The following is an 18,355-nucleotide window of genomic DNA, read 5'->3' on the forward strand; positions in this document are numbered from 1 at the left end:
AGCGCGGCATTTGCCGCGCTTTTTAGCAGTAAGGCAGTTAGAACGAGGTTCGTTTGTAGCTGCGGTACTGTGGTTGCCAGAAGTTATGGTCAATCGCCTTCTGCAACGCATCGGCGGAGGTCACCACGGCTGCGCCTTGCAGCTGTGCGGCTTTACCGACGTCCAGTGCAATACGTTTGGACACCTGCTGGATATCGGACAGATCCGGCAGCAGAGCGCCTTCACCGTTATTCGCCAGCGGCGAGCAGTCAGCCAGAGCGCGGCTGGCGGCCATCAACATACCGTCAGTGATACGTTTGGCACCCGACGCCAGTACACCTAACCCGATACCTGGGAAAATGTAGGAGTTGTTGCACTGGGCGATAGGGAAGATTTTGCCCTGATAGTTAACCGGAGAGAACGGGCTACCGGTTGCGACCAGCGCTGAACCTTCTGTCCAGCGAATGATATCTTCTGGACGGGCTTCTACGCGGGATGTCGGGTTAGACAGCGGCATCACGATAGGACGCGCGCAGTGCTTGTGCATTTCACGGATGATTTCTTCCGTGAACAGACCCGGCTGGCCGGATACACCGATCAGGATGGTTGGCTTGGCATTGCGTACAACTTCCAGCAGTGAAATCGCGTCGCTGTTGCAATCCCAGTCAGCCAGCAGTTCACTTTTCTGCACCAGCTTGCTCTGGAAATCGAGCAGGTTCGGCAGTTTGTCCGTCAGCAAACCGAAGCGATCAACCATGAAGACGCGCGCGCGTGCTTCTTCTTCGCTCAGCCCTTCAGACTTCATCTGCGCGACGATTTGCTCAGCAATACCACAGCCTGCGGAGCCCGCACCCAGGAAGGTGACGGTCTGATCGCGTAGCTGAGTACCTGCTGCACGGCTGGCAGCAATCAGGCTGCCAATCGCAACGGCTGCGGTGCCCTGAATGTCATCGTTAAAGCTACAGATCTCATCACGATAGCGGTTCAGCAGCGGTGTGGCATTTTTCTGCGCGAAGTCTTCAAACTGCAACAGCACGTTCGGCCAGCGGCGTTTAACGGCCTGAATGAATTCGTCAACGAAGGCATAGTATTCGTCGTCGGTGATACGCGGATGACGCCAGCCCATGTACAGCGGATCGTTCAGACGCTGCGGGTTGTTGGTGCCGACATCCAGAACGACAGGCAGGGTGTAGGCTGGGCTGATACCGCCACAGGCGGTGTACAGCGACAGCTTACCGATTGGAATCCCCATGCCGCCAATACCCTGGTCGCCCAGACCCAGAATACGCTCACCGTCGGTCACAACGATGACTTTCACGTTCTGCTTAGTGGCGTTTTGCAGCATATCGTCGATATGTGCGCGGTTAGGGTAGGAGATAAACAGGCCGCGTGCGCGACGATAGATATCGGAGAAGTGTTCACAGGCTTCGCCAACGGTCGGGGTGTAGATGATCGGCATCATCTCACTGAGGTGACCGTCCAGAAGGCGGTAGAACAGCGTCTCGTTGGTGTCCTGAATGTTACGCAGGTACACGTGTTTTTCAATATCGTGTTTGAATTCCTGATACTGACGCCAGGCGCGTTCTGCCTGTTCTTCGATGGTTTCGACGGCTTCAGGCAGCAGACCATGCAGGTTAAAGTTGGCGCGTTCTTCTTCGGTAAACGCACTGCCTTTATTCAGCAGGGGAAATTCAAGCAATATTGGGCCAGCGTAGGGAATATGGAGAGGACGTTTGCTTTCGTATTCTAATTCCATGACTTTTTACTCTCGGATAACAGAAAAAAACTCAGGTGTTGTCGATAAAAACTGTTGCGGATCTTAAATTACCCAGAAAATATGTACAGGAATTGTTAATTAAAATAGTTACAGATGGCTTGCATCTTAGTCAAAATGCAGGCTTTATCGATTCACCTCTCGTTTTTCACACTTCCCTTTGCCGAAATTCTGCGCTGACCTCTGCCGTTATTCCTCAATAAAGTGATGTTCAATGTCGGTGCAGCCTAATTCGGCCAACATAATTTGCGAAATGGCCCAGTGGCTGACAACGGCATTACGACGCTCGACGACAGCCGCGTGTTTAATGGTGCACGGATCGTCGCCAGCAAGGTTCATCAGATTCAATGCGACTTGCAAAGGCGGCAGGCTAGGGTTAAATGCCGCATTTTCTGCGTAGCGTCCGGTATAAATGTTGCCGCTTAAGGTTTCCAGCGCAATGCCGCTGATGGCTTTGCTATAGGGCGCGTGGCTACGGTTGGCGGCATCCAGCGCTTGACGCGCAAGCGCGCCCACATTTTGCAAGGTTGCGCCGTGGTTGATGTCATCCATCAGCAAGGTATCGATGTGCAGATCGACGGGACCAAAGGAATCCGGCAGATAGTGGCTGAGCACGGCAGGCTGGCGACCCGGTAGTTGAATGCGCAGCGATGCGGCATTGCGCAGCTCATTCATAAACTGACGACAGTGGCCGCATGGCGTGTAGTTCACGGTCACCGCCCGCAACCCACGCTCATTGCGTATCCAAGCGTGGCTGACGGCGCTTTGTTCGGCATGCACCGTTTGCTGCAACTGAACAGCGCTGAACTCCATGTTGGCACCAAAGTAGAAATTGCCGCTGAGCCCTTGCGCAATCGCACCAACCTGGAAATTCGAGATAGGCGCTTGTGCACAGGCAGCTGCCAGAGGTAATAGCGCAAAAGCCAACGCATCGGCGTCTAGCTGGCTGGCTTCACAGACGGCATTCACGTCGTCAGCCGTTAGCATGGCGGCGAAATCCGGTTTATCGATCAAGGGACCGATTGCGGCTTGCAGACTGGCAGGTAATTGCTGGAAGGCATTTTCAAATCGTGGATGCATGGTGGCGTACTCTTTTTACCCGTCAATGACGTCATGTTAGGGAGCAGAGTAGCAATAAATTGTGATCAAAATCTCTTTGTTGAATGAAATGGCTGCAAATTAACTGCTAAATGCGAGATGTATCTCAATTTTATGGCGGGGATGATGCGAGCTACGCACCATCCCCGCTAGATTCAGCCAGCAACATGCAAGAGTAGAGGGAAGACTAGCGGCGCAATCAGCGACGTGATGATCCCGCAGATGACCAGCGCCAGCGAGCTGAATGCGCCTTCCTGATAATCGACTTCTGCGCAGCGCGCCGTACCGAGTGCGTGCGAAGCAGTGCCCATCGACAGCCCACGCGCGGCTTTGGTTTTGATACCGACGCGGTTGAACAGGGTGTGGCCTAAGACAGCGCCGAGAATACCGACGAAAATCACGCAGACGGCGCTGATAGCTGGAATTCCGCCAATCGAGCTGGCGACGGCCATCGCAATCGGCGTGGTGACTGATTTAGGCAGCACCGAGGCGGCGATTTCTGGCGAGGCGCCCATCCACAGCGCCACCAGCGTGCCGGAGATAATCGCGGTCAGGCTACCGATGAAGCACACGCTGATGATTGATTTCCAGCGCGCGCGAATTTGATGCAACTGCTCATAAAGCGGGAACGCCAGCGCGACCACCGCCGGTTGCAGCAGGTCGTTAAGGACTTTGCTGCCCTGAAAATAGTGCTCGTAGGGAATCTTCAATACCAGCAGCAGCGGAATAATAATCGCCATCGACACCAGCAGCGGGTTCAACAACGAAATTCTGGTCAGTACGGCCAATTTACGTGCGGCGAAAAAGACCATCAGAGTGAGGGGCAGCGACCACCACAAATAGCTGAACATTATTCGTTATCCTTCGGCGGCGTGCGATCGCCAGCCACGGCTCGTTCACGCTGCATTATCTGGGTACTGAAACCCACAACCAACATCACAATAAAGGTACTGATCAGGCAGGAAACCACGATGGGGCCAAACTGTTGGCTGACCAGATCGTAATAATTCATCACGCCGACGCCGATAGGGACGAACAGCAGCGCCATGTGACGAATAAGAAGATGGCAACCCGGTTTTACCCACTGCGCGGGCAGGATTTGCGAGGCAAGAAGGGTGAACAAAACCAGCATGCCGATGATACTGCCGGGGATAGTGAATGGGAGTAACGCGGATACCGCATTGCCTGCCAGCAGGCAGAGATAAATCAATGCGAAAGCGCGTAAATACTGCCAGCACACGATGAACGTATTACGCATGGGAAATTCCTGATTAGCAGAGGGGATTATCATAACGCTAATGGAATTTACGTGCCACAGCTCACGAATTTTGTTGGGAAGGAAAAAAGAGGGGCCGCCTAAAACATGAGCGACATCTGTCCGGGCTGAAATGGATCGTGAAGCCGATGAGATAAATTCGGCTCAACCCCACGCCAGCGTGGCAAAGAGGTTGAACCGGAAAGGGTCGAGACGACAGAAGCGTTATTTTACGTCTACGCTCCACTTGGTGATATCAATCTGCCCATCACCGCCAAAGATCTCGGTGCCAAACTCAACGCTGCTGATATATTTTGTATTGCTCATCCATTTCTTGGTTCCCACCAGATAGTTGGTGAAATGGCGAATATTGAGCGATGCGTTGTTGGTATTGGAGGTACGAACAAAGGAAAAGACATTCCACCCTTTGCCATTACCGGCGTTGATCCAGCCTTTGAATACGTTCCAACTGCTGCCACCGAGGAAAACTGTTTCAATATAATCACCCGCCGGGCCTGCATTGGTATTATTTAGCCAGATCATTAATTCATCGGTAGGGGTAGAATCCCAACTGGCTTTGTCGGTGGTGTGGAACCAAATGTCATAAGCCGCGTTGTAAGTGCCAGTGGATTTGATGGAATAGGTGACGTTACTGGTAATACTTTTATTACTGGACAATTTTATCGGCAAGCCGCTATTTGCCGTATAGCCCGCCGTCCAGTGCCAACCGCTCACCAGCGATGGATAGGCTTTAACGCTGGAGGAGTTACTTGGCCAGTGCCAGTTCCACCCCATGCTGGTTGGGCTGTTATAGAAAACCGTTTGCTGCCATCCTTTTACTTCATCTTTTCCCCAGGGCCGGATCACACTTTGTTAAAAAATTGAACTATTCTCTAATAGACTGATCTCAAAGTAGAATAACTTTTTGAGGTCTTGATATGACACTTTTTGACCACCTCTCTCTGGTAGAGGAAACTCGTTCTCCTATTAATCAACAACATCATCTTGTTGATGTCCTATTTCTTGTTCTCGCTGCGGTCGCCAGTGGACAAAATGGGTGGGCTGAAATTCAACAGTTTGGTGAACTACGCCTCGACTGGTTAAGAAAATTTCGATTATTTTCCAATGGCATACCACGGCGTCATACTATTGCCAGAATAATGAAAGCCGTCGATCCCGACAGCTTTCAGTTCTGTATTTTTAGCTGGATTAATGACATTCGCGCCAAATCAAGCAAGCCACTCATTGCGATTGATGGAAAGACGCTGAAAAGTGCCTCTCTGTGGAGTCGTAACGATTTTCACTCTGTTAATGCTTATGACCTGAATAATGGCATTGCGCTTTATCAGGATATGGCCGAGGGAAAAGGAAAAGAAATCAAAACAGTACAGAATCTTGTTTGCATGCTTAACATCAAGGATGCACTGATAACGCTTGATGCGTTACATGCACAAAAAGAAACGCTTGAAAGCATTGTGGCGAGAAAAGGTCATTACCTTGTACAAGTCAAAGGAAATCAGCCGACATTGTTTAATGCAGTGAAAGCGCAATTCCATGAGGCGTTTAACGATAATACCGCGTTAGCACAATATGAAATGCAGGATAAAGGGCATGGCCGAATGGAGCGCCGTATTACTTTTCAAATACCGGCAGAGTTGAGCCCGGAGTTACAGGAGAAATGGCCTTCAATAAAAACACTGGTCGCGGTTGAAAGACACCGTAAAGACAAAAAATCGAATACGCTGGATACGGCATTTTATCTGTCATCTTACGATATTGATGCAGAGTTTATGGCGACATCGGTCCGTCATCACTGGGGCATAGAGAACAGTCTGCACTGGGTATTAGATGTTGTTTATAAAGAAGATGCTTGCCGTATTCACGATGAGAATGGTACAAAAGTCTTGTCATTAGTCAGAAAGATGGCGCTCAATCTGGCAAAGATGGAGAGCACACAAAACCGGAGTATGAAAAGCAAAGTGCAACGTGCACTATTGGATGATGACTATCGGGAGTTAATGATTTTTGCGAATGTTAAATGTCATTAACAAAGTATGCTCCGGCCCTGATCTTTTCCCCAGACGTTATTGAATACATAATATTTATTATTCTCAAAATAGAGTTTGTCGGCGTCTTTGGAGGAACTGACCGCAGAAGCGGTGAATGGGGAGAGTAACAAGGCAGAAAATAATACGGGAAATAATGTGTGGAATATACGGTGTGGTTTCTTATTTACTGTAAGCATAATAAATCTCCTTTTAAATATATGCTTGAGGTGTTTCACGTTAAAATCTAACACGTATTCATCAGGTGTCTACGGTTGGTTGAATATAAACTGTGGTGTGCTTAACATTTTATATTTATTTCATCGGTGTCAGAGTAATTCAATACGCCAACCATGAATAAAATGAAAAACTTATTCGTGTGCATAATTATAAGAGCGGTAATGAATGGTTATCATGTGAGATGAAAATAGAGGGCATTTTTTGCGGCGCACGAGTGCGTGCGCCTTGGCTTACCGGTTAGTCAAATAGCTGTTCATCACGGATGGCCGCACAGACGGCGTCGGTCAGCTTACGCAGTTCATCAGGCTGAATGATAAACGGCGGCATCAGATAAATGAGTCGGCCAAACGGTCGAATCCAGACGCCACGCTCGACAAAGAAACGCTGTAGTCGCGCCATATTGACCGGACGCTGTGTTTCCACCACGCCGATAGCACCCAGCACGCGAATGTTAGCCACCAGCGGAGAATCCGCGCAGGATTGCAGCGTGTCTCGCAACTGCCGCTCAATATTTTGCACTTGCTGCTGCCAGCGGTTCTCCGCCAACAGCGACAAACTGGCACTGGCTGCCGCGCAGGCGAGCGGATTGCCCATAAATGTGGGGCCGTGCATAAAACAGCCTGCCGCACCGTTGCTGATGGTTTCAGCGACTATCCGGGTGGTCAGCGTAGCGGAGAGCGTCATATAGCCGCCGGTAAGTGCTTTTCCCAGACACATAATATCGGGAGAAATGCCTGCATGCTCGCAGGCAAACAGCTTGCCGGTGCGGCCAAATCCGGTAGCGATCTCATCGGCAATCAGCAAAATGCCCCACTGGTCACACAGTTCCCTCACCCGATGCAGGTAGGCCGGATGATAAAAGCGCATCCCGCCCGCGCCCTGCACGATGGGTTCCAGAATGACGGCCGCGATCTCATGAGCGTGCGCCGACACCATCGCCTGTAGCGGCGCGATATCGGCTTCCTGCCACTCGTCGGTAAAACCGCCTTCGTTGATAGCGGCACAGGGCGGCGCATCGACAAACAGATGGGTAGGCAGGTAGCCCTGATACAGACTATGCATCGAATTCTGCGGATCGCACACGGACATCGCACCGAAGGTATCACCGTGATAGCCGTGACGCAGGGTGAGAAAGCGTTGACGGGTTTCCCCCCGTGCTTGCCAATATTGCAGCGCCATTTTCATCGCCACTTCGACAGCCACCGAGCCGGAATCCGCCAGAAAAACGCATTCCAGTGCTTCTGGCGTGATGTCCACCAGTTGGCGGCACAGTGCCACCGCCGCCGGATGGGTGATCCCGCCAAACATCACATGCGACATCTGGCTGAGCTGAGCCTGCACCGCTTGATTGATCGCCGGATGGTTGTAGCCGTGAATCGCCGCCCACCACGATGACATGCCGTCAATCAGGCGACGTCCGTCATCCAGCTGAAGCTCGACGCCGCTAGCCGCGATCACCGGATAGCAGGGCAGCGGTTCGGTCATTGAGGTGTAGGGATGCCAAATGTGGCGCTGGTCAAAAGCAATGTCTTCCGGGCTCATGATGATCTTTCGTCAACCAAAATGGATTCTATTTGGTTGACAGTATATCGGGTTAATTTACACTGGCGAAACGTTTTTAGTTTGGAGATGCCGAGATGGCTGACCGCATGTACTGGACGCTTGAGCAAGCGCAAGACTTATTTAATAAACCATTTCTGGAACTGATGTTTGAAGCGCAGCAGATCCACCGTCAGCATTTTGATCCCCGTCAGGTGCAGGTCAGTACGTTACTGTCGATAAAGACCGGTTCCTGCCCTGAGGACTGTAAATATTGCCCGCAGAGCTCCCGCTATCGCACCGGGATTGATACCGAGCGCCTGATGCAGGTTGAACAGGTGCTGGAATCAGCCCGTCAGGCGAAAGCTGCAGGATCGACGCGCTTTTGTATGGGCGCGGCGTGGAAAAACCCGCACGAGCGCGACATGCCGTATCTGGAACAGATGGTGCAAGGCGTTAAAGCGATGGGGATGGAAACCTGCATGACGCTGGGAACGCTGCACAACGATCAGGCCGAGCGTTTGGCCTCTGCCGGACTGGATTTCTATAACCATAACCTCGATACCTCGCCAGAATTTTACGGCAGCATCATTACGACCCGCACATATCAAGAGCGTCTGGATACGCTGGGTAAAGTACGCGGCGCGGGCATTAAAGTCTGTTCCGGCGGCATCGTTGGTTTGGGGGAAACCGTGCGCGATCGCGCCGGGCTGCTGGTGCAACTGGCTAACCTACCGACGCCGCCGGAAAGCGTGCCGATCAACATGCTGGTTAAGGTGAAAGGCACGCCGCTGGCGGATAACGATGATGTCGATCCGTTTGATTTCATTCGTACTATTGCCGTTGCGCGTATCATGATGCCGGCTTCCTATGTACGCCTGTCCGCCGGACGTGAGCAGATGAGCGAACAAACGCAGGCGATGTGCTTTATGGCGGGGGCGAACTCCATTTTCTACGGCTGCAAACTGCTCACGACGCCAAACCCGAAAGAAGACAAAGATCTGGCGCTGTTCCTCAAACTGGGTCTGAATCCGCAGCAGACGGCGACCGAATACGGGGATAACCAACAGCAACAGCGGTTGGCGGAACAACTGGTTAACGCCGATAGCGAGCAATTTTATAATGCTGCGGTATAACGTCCAGCCTGCAAACCGTCGGGCAAGGCGTGCTGAATCATGAGCTGGCAGCAACGTATTGACGCCGCGCTGGTACAACGCCAGCGCGATGATGCCTACCGCGTACGGCGGGTGAATCAAGGCGGCAGCGGGCGCTGGCTGATGCAGGGCGACCGCTGCTACCTGAATTTTTCCAGCAACGACTATCTGGGGTTGAGTCACCACCCGGAGATTGTGCGCGCCTGGCAGCAGGGCGCTGAGCAATACGGTATTGGCAGCGGTGGTTCCGGGCATGTGACGGGCTATACCGATGCTCATGCCGCGCTGGAACGTCAGCTTGCCGACTGGTTGGGTTATCCGCGTGCGCTGCTGTTTATTTCCGGCTATGCCGCGAATCAGGCTGTGGTGGCCGCGTTGGCACAGTCAGAAGACCGTATCTTTGCCGATAAGCTCAGTCACGCTTCATTACTGGAAGCGGCTGCACAGTCACCCGCGACCCTGCGGCGCTTTAAACATAATCAGCCTGATAATCTGCAAACGCTGCTAGAGAAACCTGCGGACGGCCAGACGCTGGTGGTGACCGAAGGCGTTTTCAGCATGGATGGCGATACCGCGCCGCTGTCGGCGCTGCAAAATCAGTGCAGGGCGCACGATGCCTGGCTAATGGTGGACGATGCGCACGGGATTGGCGTGCTGGGTGATGAAGGGCGCGGGAGCTGTTGGCTGCAGGGCGTCAAACCCGAACTGCTGATTGTCACGTTCGGCAAGGCGTTTGGCGTGAGCGGGGCGGCGGTACTGTGCGCCGAACCGCTGGCCGAGTACTTCCTGCAATTCGCTCGTCATTTGATTTACAGCACCTCGATGCCAGCGGCACAGGCCTGTGCGCTGAGCGCGGCAGTTAACTGTGTCCGGCAGGGCGACGCGCGGCGTGATGCGCTACGACGCAACATCGCCCAGTTCCGCGCGGGTTTCTCCAACTCGTCCTATCAATTGATGGATTCACAGAGCGCGATTCAGCCGCTGATTGTTGGTGAGAATGCGCGGGCAATGGCACTGATGAGTCATCTGCGTGAACAGGGCGTGTGGGTCAGTGCGATGCGGCCACCAACAGTGCCTGTCGGCAGCGCACGTCTGCGCATTACGCTGACGGCGGAACACCAGCCGGAAGATATCAGTCGCTTGCTTACGGTATTACACCATGCTGACAGAAAACTATAACAAGCAGGCGATTGCGCAGGCGTTTGGGCGAGCAGCAGGGTGCTACGACCGCTTTGCCGAACTGCAACGCACCAGCGGAGAACGCCTGCTGGCGCTGATGCCGTCGCACAGCGGTTTACAGGTATTGGATGCGGGCTGCGGAACCGGGCATTTTAGCCGCCACTGGCGTCAGGCTGGCAAGAATGTGACTGCGCTGGATTTGTCGGTGGACATGCTGGCGCATGCCCGTGAGCAGCACGTTGCCGATCGTTATCTGGAAGGCGATATCGAAAACCTGCCGCTGGCGGATTGCTGTGTGGATATCAGCTACAGCAATCTGGCGGTGCAGTGGTGCGATTCGTTACCGCGTGCGCTGGCCGAGCTGTATCGGGTTACACGACCGGGGGGCGTGATTGCGTTTGCGACGCTGGCGGACGGTTCCTTAAGTGAATTGTCGCAGGCGTGGCAGAGTCTGGACGGCACACAGCGGACGAATCGCTTTCTGTCGCTCTCTGCTATCGAAGTAGCCTGTCAGCCTTATCGCCATCATGTGGTTCAAGAACGTGAGGTCTGCTTTTTCCCAGATGTATTGGCGTTGATGAAATCGCTGAAGGGGATTGGTGCGACCTGGTTGCACGACGGGCGTGCGCCGGGGCTATTGAGCCGGGCGCGTCTGACGGCGTTGTCTGCTCATTATCCGCAAGAACAGGGCGGCTACCCGCTCAGCTATCAACTGGTTTATGGGGTGATTTATCGTGATTGAGCGCTGGTTTGTGACGGGCACGGATACCGAAGTCGGGAAAACGGTCGCCAGTATGGCGCTACTTCAGGCTGCGAATCAGGCCGGATACCGCACCGCAGGCTATAAACCCGTGGCGTCCGGCTGTGAAATGACGGCTGATGGCATTCGCAACAGCGATGCGCTGGCGCTTCAGGCCAATAGCAGCGTCCGGCTGGATTATCAGGCGGTGAACCCGCTGGCGTTTATGGAACCGACCTCACCGCATATTATCAGTGCGGTAGAGCAGCGGCCTATCCATCTCTCGGTGCTGTCCGCAGGGCTACGGACATTAGAAACGCAGGCGGATTGGCTGTTGGTCGAAGGGGCTGGCGGGTGGTTTACGCCGCTGTCGGAGCAGGACACGTTTGCCGACTGGGTCGTTCAGGAACAGCTTCCCGTGATTTTGGTGGTCGGTATCAAGCTAGGTTGTATCAACCACGCGATGCTAACGGCCCACGCCATTCAACACGCTGGCCTGCGTCTTGGCGGCTGGATTGCAAATGACATCACGCCACCTGGAAAATGGCATCAACCATATCTGCAAACGCTGCAACAGCACCTGCCCGCGCCGATGCTGGGCGAAATTCCTTATGTATCGGATCTTCAGCAACATAATCTGGGGCAGTACGTTGATATTGGGTTATTAGCGAAATAAGTAACGCCACTAAAAACGTTGGGATGTTTTTTTATTATTGGCTGACTATTTTATGCCAAATGATAATGGTGTTATTTATTATTTCCTGACTCAATGGATTAACGCGATGTTTTTAATAGAAGCGCTAATCCATTTGTTTTTTAAAGCCACATTTTATTAATTTCTGGTCGTTCGTGAAATAATAGTGATAGAATAAATTTCGTAACATTTATTGTATGTTTTTTTTATTAAAATACTTACGCGAATAACTAACATGATCCAAGGAATGTATCATGGCAAACATTATTTATCTTTCACTTAATGGTGATAAACAAGGGTTGATATCAGCAGGGTGCTCCACCATGGCGTCGATAGGCAACCTGCATCAGTCTGGACACGAAGATGAGATTTTTGTTTACGAATTAAATACCAGCGTTATGCGGGAAGATAACGTCTCATCCTATCCCCTCCAAATCAGAAAACCCATCGATAAATCCACGCCGCTATTATCCCAATCTCTGGGCGATAAAGAAAAATTAACCTGTGAACTGTCTCTTTATCGGACAGTAATGGCGGGCGGTAATGAGCTGTGTTTCAAAATAAGGTTATTAGGCGGAATTATTTCTGGCATTAATGCTGTATATCCTAATTCTTTGACGCATAACGATTTACAGCCAAGTGAAAGTGTGTCTTTTAAATTTCACACCATTGAATGGGAACATGTGGTTGCACGCACCAGTTCCTATCTGTTCTGGCAAGATACCGTTATGTGAAGTGATGACTGATTCATTTCATTCTGGCTGTTTCTATTTTCCTGCGCTGCAGTCCGTAAATAAGGACGCATTGAGGACTTTATGAGTAAACGTTCGGAGATTGTTGATGGTCCAGCAGCAACGTTGGGCAAGCGTGGACTAATTTATACTGAAGTGCTTGGCTGGGTTGATTTGGGTCATGCTCAGGGCGACGATATCAGAAAGTTGTTACCTCAATTTGAGGCAGGTGAGAGTGGGGGAAAACCGTATTACGATGTGAAATATTTCCAGGATATGCGGAAATTTAGGAAGAGAGTCGGTACATCTAAATATACCGTCTGGCGCATCAAGAAAGGCGTGTCACGGAGCGAGCAGTTCAGCATCGCGTTAGCGATGATGATGGCAGTCGCTCCCCGTTTTGAGGGGTTCCAAGATGGCTTTCCGTTTAATTTTTTCACAGAAAGCGGGTTTAGCGCCGAAGATCTCGTCTCGGATTTATTGGGCTTTTATCGCGTCGTTGATGGCATACATTACTTCTCTGAACTCAAACCGATTAGTAGGGATGAGGCATTAAAACGCTGGGATTTTTACGGTTCTATCGGGGCTTTCAAGAATAAATCATTCAGGCCGCTGCTCTTCCCCGATCCAGAGCTGAACCCGAATGCGCAGCCCTATTTCGGCGTGTTGCCTGCATTTATGACGAGAATAAAACCCTACACTTCCGTTCCGTCTGAACGGGTTGATATTGTGATTGATGATGGAACCGGGTGGCACCTGAATTTTTCAGGAGGGTAAATGGCGACGCTATATCGTTTGCTGCAAAATCTGCTTATGGGTTGTCTCATCGCTGTGGGGCTGTTGTGGTGGTTTTCGACTGGTTCTGATTCTGGTTTTGATTCTGGTATTGAATTTTACACAGTGGAGGATCAAGCCCTGTACGAAACGCTCACTGACGATATTGTCAAAGGCGCGCCGCGTATCTCGACAAATTATCGGTTTGTTTACTATCCACCACAGGGATCGGCATCGGAAGTGATCGCGGTGTATTTTGAAGACACCACGGATGTTACCTCGTTGAGAGACTACCTTATTTCCATCGGTTGTACCCTTGATAGGACGGAAGTAAATGTCGAAAACTGGCTAAGTAAGGATAAGACCAAAGCAATAACGATTTTTGTCGACCCAGAGGGAAAAACAGTGGATTTGGAAATTCGATTGCCGCCACCGTGGTGGTGGTGATGAACTGGGAGACATGAGTGCTTTTGGGGGAAGAAATGGCGAGGCTATATCGATTACTGTGCGACTTGGGCATCGCTTGTTGCGTGGCGGCGGGATTGTTGTGGTGGTTGTTTTCAGGCTTCGATCTTGAAAGTAAACATTACACTATGGAAGACAAAGCTCTCTACGAAGAGCTTACTGACGATATCGTCAAAGGTGTACCTCGTATATCGGCGGTTTATCAGTTTGTGAACGCACCTCAAGAGGGCCCAGCATCGGAAGTGAGCGCAGTATATTTTGAAAACACCGCGGATATTGACTCATTGAGAGACTACCTTATTTCCATCGGCTGCACCCTTGAGAAGGTGGAGGGAAACGGCGAAGAATGGCTGAGCAAGGATAAAACAAAAACGGTAGTGATTTTTGTCGACGCTAAGGGAAAAAGGGTTGGTATGGAGGTTGTACTGCCAAGACAACTGTGATGGTGACTGTTGGCAAACCTTCGTCTGCGTTTAATCAAGCAACGGTTTTTGTTGTTTTTTACCGCCATCTGTTTCATGAGTGTAAAACCTACATTTTCATGCCGATTAATAGCTAAAACCTTCTTGAATTTTCCCCTAACTCCCCGCTATGCCTGAATTGTTGCGATTTAGCCCTCTACTGTTTTTAGTCTTTTTCCGTCTAATACTTATGCGATAAATCACAGAAAGAGTGTGAAGAAAATCCATATCAGGGGGGATTGCGAATGAAGCGGGTATTTCTCTAACTCAGTGCTGATGCGGGGTTGTGGGAGTTATCCACCATTTCTGTGGATAACTATGTGAATTATGGATAGACAACACAGCCTAACCGAGAGCTGGCGCGGCCTGTCGCCAGGTTGACGTTATTCTCCACGGTTTTGTTAAACTATTTATTATCATGTACTTAATTAAAATCAAGCGTCTTGAACATCAATGGGGCGTAGTTGCATAAATTAGCGTCACCGGCCATCTCCGGATGTTACATTTTTACCAAATCTGGGGATAAATCACGATGATTTTATCTGGTAGATTGAAGATGGATGTGCTAGCAAATTCATTTGTCGATTAATCATCCAATCCAGCGATAATTCCCTTGATGCTGTTTTTATATCCAGTATCATTGCGGTGGCGAATTTCATCATTGGCATTCAGAATAAAGTTCTGAGCATCCACCCACGAACCTCGCATTGAGCGATGGGTAATAACGATAAGTAGCGTGCTTAACGATGAGTAAAGTATTTACACTGAATTCCGACTTTAAACCGGCAGGCGATCAGCCTGAGGCTATTCGTCGTTTAAAAGAGGGTCTGGAAGACGGGTTAGCGCACCAAACGCTGCTCGGGGTAACGGGCTCAGGTAAGACGTTCACGATCGCCAATGTGATTGCCGACCTCAATCGGCCGACGATGATGCTGGCACCAAATAAAACGCTGGCAGCCCAGCTGTACGGCGAAATGAAAGAATTCTTTCCCGATAATGCCGTCGAGTACTTTGTGTCGTATTACGACTATTATCAGCCAGAGGCCTACGTTCCCAGCTCGGATACCTTTATTGAAAAAGATGCGTCGGTTAACGAACATATCGAACAGATGCGCCTTTCCGCGACAAAAGCGCTGCTGGAGCGGCGCGATGTCATCGTCGTGGCCTCGGTATCCGCGATCTATGGTCTGGGCGATCCCGATCTCTATCTGAAAATGATGCTGCATCTGACGCAAGGGATGCTGATTGACCAGCGGGCTATTTTGCGGCGTCTGGCCGAATTGCAGTATGCCCGTAACGATCAGGCGTTTCAGCGCGGTACGTTCCGCGTGCGCGGTGAGGTGATCGATATCTTCCCTGCGGAATCTGATGAAATCGCGCTGCGCGTTGAACTGTTCGATGAAGAAGTGGAGCGGTTGTCGCTGTTTGACCCGCTGACGGGCCATGTTCTCCAAACGGTGCCGCGCTATACCATCTATCCCAAAACGCACTACGTCACGCCGCGTGAGCGTATTTTGCAGGCGATGGAAGACATCAAGGTTGAACTGGCCGACCGTAAAAAGGTGCTGCTGGCTAATGACAAACTGGTGGAAGAGCAGCGGTTGAGTCAGCGCACCCAGTTTGATCTGGAAATGATGAACGAACTGGGTTACTGCTCCGGTATCGAAAACTACTCACGCTACCTTTCCGGTCGTGGCCCCGGCGAGCCGCCACCGACGCTGTTTGACTATTTGCCTGCGGACGGGCTGCTGGTCATTGATGAATCCCACGTCACCGTGCCTCAGATTGGCGGTATGTATCGCGGCGACCGCGCGCGTAAAGAAACGCTGGTCGAATACGGTTTCCGGCTGCCTTCAGCGCTGGATAACCGACCGATGAAATTTGAAGAGTTTGAAGCACTTGCTCCACAGACGATCTACGTGTCTGCGACGCCGGGTAACTATGAACTGGAAAAATCGGGCGGTGATGTGATCGATCAGGTAGTGCGCCCCACTGGGTTGCTCGATCCGATCATCGAAGTACGGCCTGTTGGGACACAGGTGGATGACCTGCTTTCCGAAATTCGTCTGCGTGCCGCGATTAATGAGCGGGTACTGGTGACCACGCTGACCAAACGCATGGCGGAAGACCTGACGGAATATCTGGAAGAACACGGCGAGCGGGTACGTTATCTGCACTCGGATATCGACACCGTCGAGCGCGTGGAAATCATTCGTGATTTACGTCTTGGCGAGTTCGACGTACTGGTAGGTATCAACCTGCTGCGTGAAGGGCTGGATATGCCTGAAGTGTCGCTGGTGGCGATTCTGGATGCCGATAAAGAAGGCTTCCTGCGCTCTGAACGTTCCCTGATCCAGACGATTGGGCGTGCGGCACGTAACCTGCGTGGCAAAGCCATTCTCTACGGCGACCGGATTACGGCATCGATGGCGAAAGCGATTGGTGAAACGGAGCGTCGCCGCGAGAAGCAGGAAGCCTACAACACCGAGCACGGCATTGTGCCGCAGGGCATCAATAAGAAGATCTCCGATATCCTGCAACTCGGTAAGCCGACGAACAAAGGCAAAGGGCGTGGCAGTCGTAAAGCGGCAGAGCCAGCAGCACGTTATGAACTCATGACGCCGAAGGCACTGGAGCTGAAAATTCGCGAGCTGGAAAGCAAGATGTTGACGCACGCGCAGAACCTTGAATTTGAAGAGGCGGCCGCTCTGCGCGATGAAGTACACGCACTGCGCGCACAATTTATCGCCGTATCCTAACGGTGCAAGCACTCACTGAGGATCAATGATGGATCAGACTATACCGGGAGTAGAAGTGCTGTTTGTGGCGGGTTTCGGGCCGATCGTGAAATCCCTTTCTGACAGCCATGCGCTTTATGTCGATACGCTGAAGTTGCCACTGAAGCCCGTTGCGGAAGGGAGCGACTATCTGGTGAGCGATGAGATGGATGGCGTGAAGCATTTCGCGCTATGGCCGCTTTCACAGGCTAGCGAATCCTGTTTCGGGCACGGAAGTTGGCCTGCGGATCTTCCGGAACCGCAAAGCTGGCTGGAGTTCGAAGTGGCTGACATGGTGGAAGCGACCAGCACGCTGAAAGCGCAAGGCTATGTGTTACTGGTGGAAAACCGTCTTGAGCCTTGGGGACAGCAGGTCACGCGTTTCCTGAGTCCCGAAGGCATTCTGATTGGCGTGACTTATACGCCGTGGTTGCGGGATTGAGAGCCCAGCAGCTGTAGTGCACGATCGATGGCCTGGCGCAGTAACTCACGGTCGTGATGGTGAGGAACATCTTCTGCGGCCAGCGCCTGCTGCACGACCAGACGGTCACCAATCTGGCTGATATCGACTTTTGGACCGACAATCGCGGCATCAACCACGGGTTTCCCTACCTTGTGTTCAATCCAGGATAACTTCTCCACCAGCGTCAGGCGGGCAGCGGGGTTGCTCTGCTCATTGCCCAGATTGCCGATGTATACCATGGGGGCGGGCGTACGACGGAGCGCCTGTGTCAGATCTTCCAGCAGCAGCAGCGGCATCAGGCTGGTCAGAAAGCTGCCGGGACCAATCAAAATCAGGTCGGCTTTTGCGATAGCATCAATCGCCTCGCGCGTGGCTTTTACTGCCGGATACAGCATCAAATCCTGCGGCAAGGCTGCCAGCTGATCGATCTCGACTTCACCATAAACGGGGTTGCCCTGTTCATCAATCGCCATCAAATCGACAGGATGCTCGGACATCGGAATTAAAAAAGCATCTACCTTGAGCAGGTTGCGAATCAGATTGATGGCTTCCAGTGGGCGGACGCTCAGGTGGTCGAGCGCTTTTAGCATCAGGTTACCCAGATTGTGTCCGGCAAGCTCACCGTTACCGTTAAACCGGTACTCAAACATTGCGGATGCCACGCTGGGCGTCGTAATCAGTTGATTCAGACAGTTGCGGGTATCGCCCCAGGCAATGCCGCCTTCAGAACGACGGATGCGGCCAGTTGAACCGCCGTTATCTGTCGTCGTGACAATGCCGGTTAGCCGTGAACCCAGGGAAGAGAGCGAAGACATCACACGACCTAAACCGTGCCCGCCTCCGAGTGCGACAACCCTGTCGAGGTCGGCCAACGTGCGATTGCGCATAGAAAACCTTATGGATGAGCCAGAGTAATATGAATAACATGTGACAATCGTCGCTAAGGTAGCTGATTTCACCTTAAAACGCGAAAAATCCTCACGCAGGC

Annotated in this window: 17 protein-coding genes and 2 pseudogenes; 11 read left to right on the forward strand and 8 right to left on the reverse strand. The window is 51.8% G+C overall.

Going from position 1 to position 18,355, the window contains the following annotated elements; translation table 11 throughout:
* Nucleotides 1-37: 37 nt before the first annotated feature.
* The 5 genes and pseudogenes from EIP93_RS08775 to EIP93_RS08795 form a co-directional block, all read right to left on the reverse strand.
* The gene (locus EIP93_RS08775) at nucleotides 38-1,735 is read right to left on the reverse strand and encodes an NAD-dependent malic enzyme (RefSeq protein ID WP_103861046.1); all 1,698 of its coding nucleotides are present in this window, start codon (nucleotides 1,733-1,735) and stop codon (nucleotides 38-40) included.
* 207 nt (nucleotides 1,736-1,942) lie between these two features.
* Nucleotides 1,943-2,833, reverse strand: a complete 891-nt coding sequence (gene cdd, locus EIP93_RS08780; RefSeq protein WP_103861045.1) for a cytidine deaminase — start codon at nucleotides 2,831-2,833, stop codon at nucleotides 1,943-1,945.
* 173 nt (nucleotides 2,834-3,006) lie between these two features.
* Complete coding sequence (locus EIP93_RS08785; protein ID WP_039536126.1) at nucleotides 3,007-3,702, reverse strand: CidB/LrgB family autolysis modulator; 696 nt, start codon at nucleotides 3,700-3,702, stop codon at nucleotides 3,007-3,009.
* Nucleotides 3,702-4,109 (reverse strand): CidA/LrgA family protein, encoded by a 408-nt coding sequence (locus EIP93_RS08790; RefSeq protein WP_010303345.1) that lies wholly within the window; start codon nucleotides 4,107-4,109, stop codon nucleotides 3,702-3,704. Before EIP93_RS08790 ends, EIP93_RS08785 begins: the two co-directional genes overlap by 1 nt.
* Nucleotides 4,110-4,331: 222 nt before the next feature.
* Nucleotides 4,332-4,961, reverse strand: a pseudogene (locus EIP93_RS08795) (GH12 family glycosyl hydrolase domain-containing protein); the annotation flags it as partial.
* Nucleotides 4,962-5,044: 83 nt separating this feature from the next.
* Between EIP93_RS08795 and EIP93_RS08800 the strand changes: the two are divergent.
* Entirely contained in the window at nucleotides 5,045-6,154 is a 1,110-nt protein-coding gene (locus EIP93_RS08800) for an ISAs1 family transposase (protein WP_025919286.1), read from the forward strand.
* A gap of 17 nt (nucleotides 6,155-6,171) precedes the next feature.
* On the opposite strand, the pseudogene EIP93_RS23080 reads toward EIP93_RS08800, so the two are convergent.
* A pseudogene (locus EIP93_RS23080) lies at nucleotides 6,172-6,351 on the reverse strand (GH12 family glycosyl hydrolase domain-containing protein); the annotation flags it as partial.
* A gap of 277 nt (nucleotides 6,352-6,628) precedes the next feature.
* Nucleotides 6,629-7,933, reverse strand: coding sequence for an adenosylmethionine--8-amino-7-oxononanoate transaminase (bioA, locus tag EIP93_RS08810; RefSeq protein ID WP_125232582.1), 1,305 nt, complete (start codon nucleotides 7,931-7,933; stop codon nucleotides 6,629-6,631).
* Nucleotides 7,934-8,028: 95 nt separating this feature from the next.
* Here bioA and bioB point away from each other — a divergent pair, with 95 nt between their 5' ends.
* The 10 genes from bioB (at nucleotide 8,029) to EIP93_RS08860 (ending at nucleotide 17,346) form a co-directional block, all read left to right on the forward strand.
* Nucleotides 8,029-9,066 (forward strand): biotin synthase BioB, encoded by a 1,038-nt coding sequence (gene bioB / locus EIP93_RS08815; protein ID WP_102118725.1) that lies wholly within the window; start codon nucleotides 8,029-8,031, stop codon nucleotides 9,064-9,066.
* 39 nt (nucleotides 9,067-9,105) lie between these two features.
* A complete protein-coding gene (gene bioF, locus EIP93_RS08820) occupies nucleotides 9,106-10,263 on the forward strand; it encodes an 8-amino-7-oxononanoate synthase (protein WP_125232583.1) in 1,158 nt (385 codons plus the stop codon).
* A complete protein-coding gene (gene bioC / locus EIP93_RS08825) occupies nucleotides 10,244-11,005 on the forward strand; it encodes a malonyl-ACP O-methyltransferase BioC (protein ID WP_125232584.1) in 762 nt (253 codons plus the stop codon). The genes bioF and bioC overlap by 20 nt, the downstream gene beginning before the upstream one ends.
* Complete coding sequence (gene bioD / locus EIP93_RS08830) at nucleotides 10,998-11,678, forward strand: dethiobiotin synthase (RefSeq protein WP_125232585.1); 681 nt, start codon at nucleotides 10,998-11,000, stop codon at nucleotides 11,676-11,678. Before bioC ends, bioD begins: the two co-directional genes overlap by 8 nt.
* Nucleotides 11,679-11,950: 272 nt before the next feature.
* Complete coding sequence (locus tag EIP93_RS08835; RefSeq protein ID WP_125232586.1) at nucleotides 11,951-12,430, forward strand: Hcp family type VI secretion system effector; 480 nt, start codon at nucleotides 11,951-11,953, stop codon at nucleotides 12,428-12,430.
* A gap of 81 nt (nucleotides 12,431-12,511) precedes the next feature.
* Nucleotides 12,512-13,204 carry a hypothetical protein gene (locus EIP93_RS08840; RefSeq protein ID WP_125232587.1) on the forward strand — a complete coding sequence of 231 codons (693 nt, stop codon included), beginning with the start codon at nucleotides 12,512-12,514 and terminating at the stop codon, nucleotides 13,202-13,204.
* Complete coding sequence (locus EIP93_RS08845) at nucleotides 13,205-13,648, forward strand: hypothetical protein (protein ID WP_125232588.1); 444 nt, start codon at nucleotides 13,205-13,207, stop codon at nucleotides 13,646-13,648.
* A 17-nt stretch (nucleotides 13,649-13,665) separates the two neighbouring features.
* A complete protein-coding gene (locus EIP93_RS08850; RefSeq protein ID WP_225586224.1) occupies nucleotides 13,666-14,109 on the forward strand; it encodes a hypothetical protein in 444 nt (147 codons plus the stop codon).
* A gap of 764 nt (nucleotides 14,110-14,873) precedes the next feature.
* Nucleotides 14,874-16,886 (forward strand): excinuclease ABC subunit UvrB, encoded by a 2,013-nt coding sequence (gene uvrB, locus EIP93_RS08855; protein WP_103861038.1) that lies wholly within the window; start codon nucleotides 14,874-14,876, stop codon nucleotides 16,884-16,886.
* A 28-nt stretch (nucleotides 16,887-16,914) separates the two neighbouring features.
* Nucleotides 16,915-17,346 (forward strand): VOC family protein, encoded by a 432-nt coding sequence (locus EIP93_RS08860; protein WP_103861037.1) that lies wholly within the window; start codon nucleotides 16,915-16,917, stop codon nucleotides 17,344-17,346.
* Here EIP93_RS08860 and yvcK read toward each other — a convergent pair.
* Nucleotides 17,322-18,254, reverse strand: coding sequence for a uridine diphosphate-N-acetylglucosamine-binding protein YvcK (yvcK, locus tag EIP93_RS08865; protein ID WP_103861036.1), 933 nt, complete (start codon nucleotides 18,252-18,254; stop codon nucleotides 17,322-17,324). The genes EIP93_RS08860 and yvcK overlap by 25 nt on opposite strands.
* Nucleotides 18,255-18,355 lie beyond the last annotated feature (101 nt).

The organism is Pectobacterium versatile (assembly GCF_003932035.1).
GTDB lineage: Bacteria > Pseudomonadota > Gammaproteobacteria > Enterobacterales > Enterobacteriaceae > Pectobacterium > Pectobacterium versatile.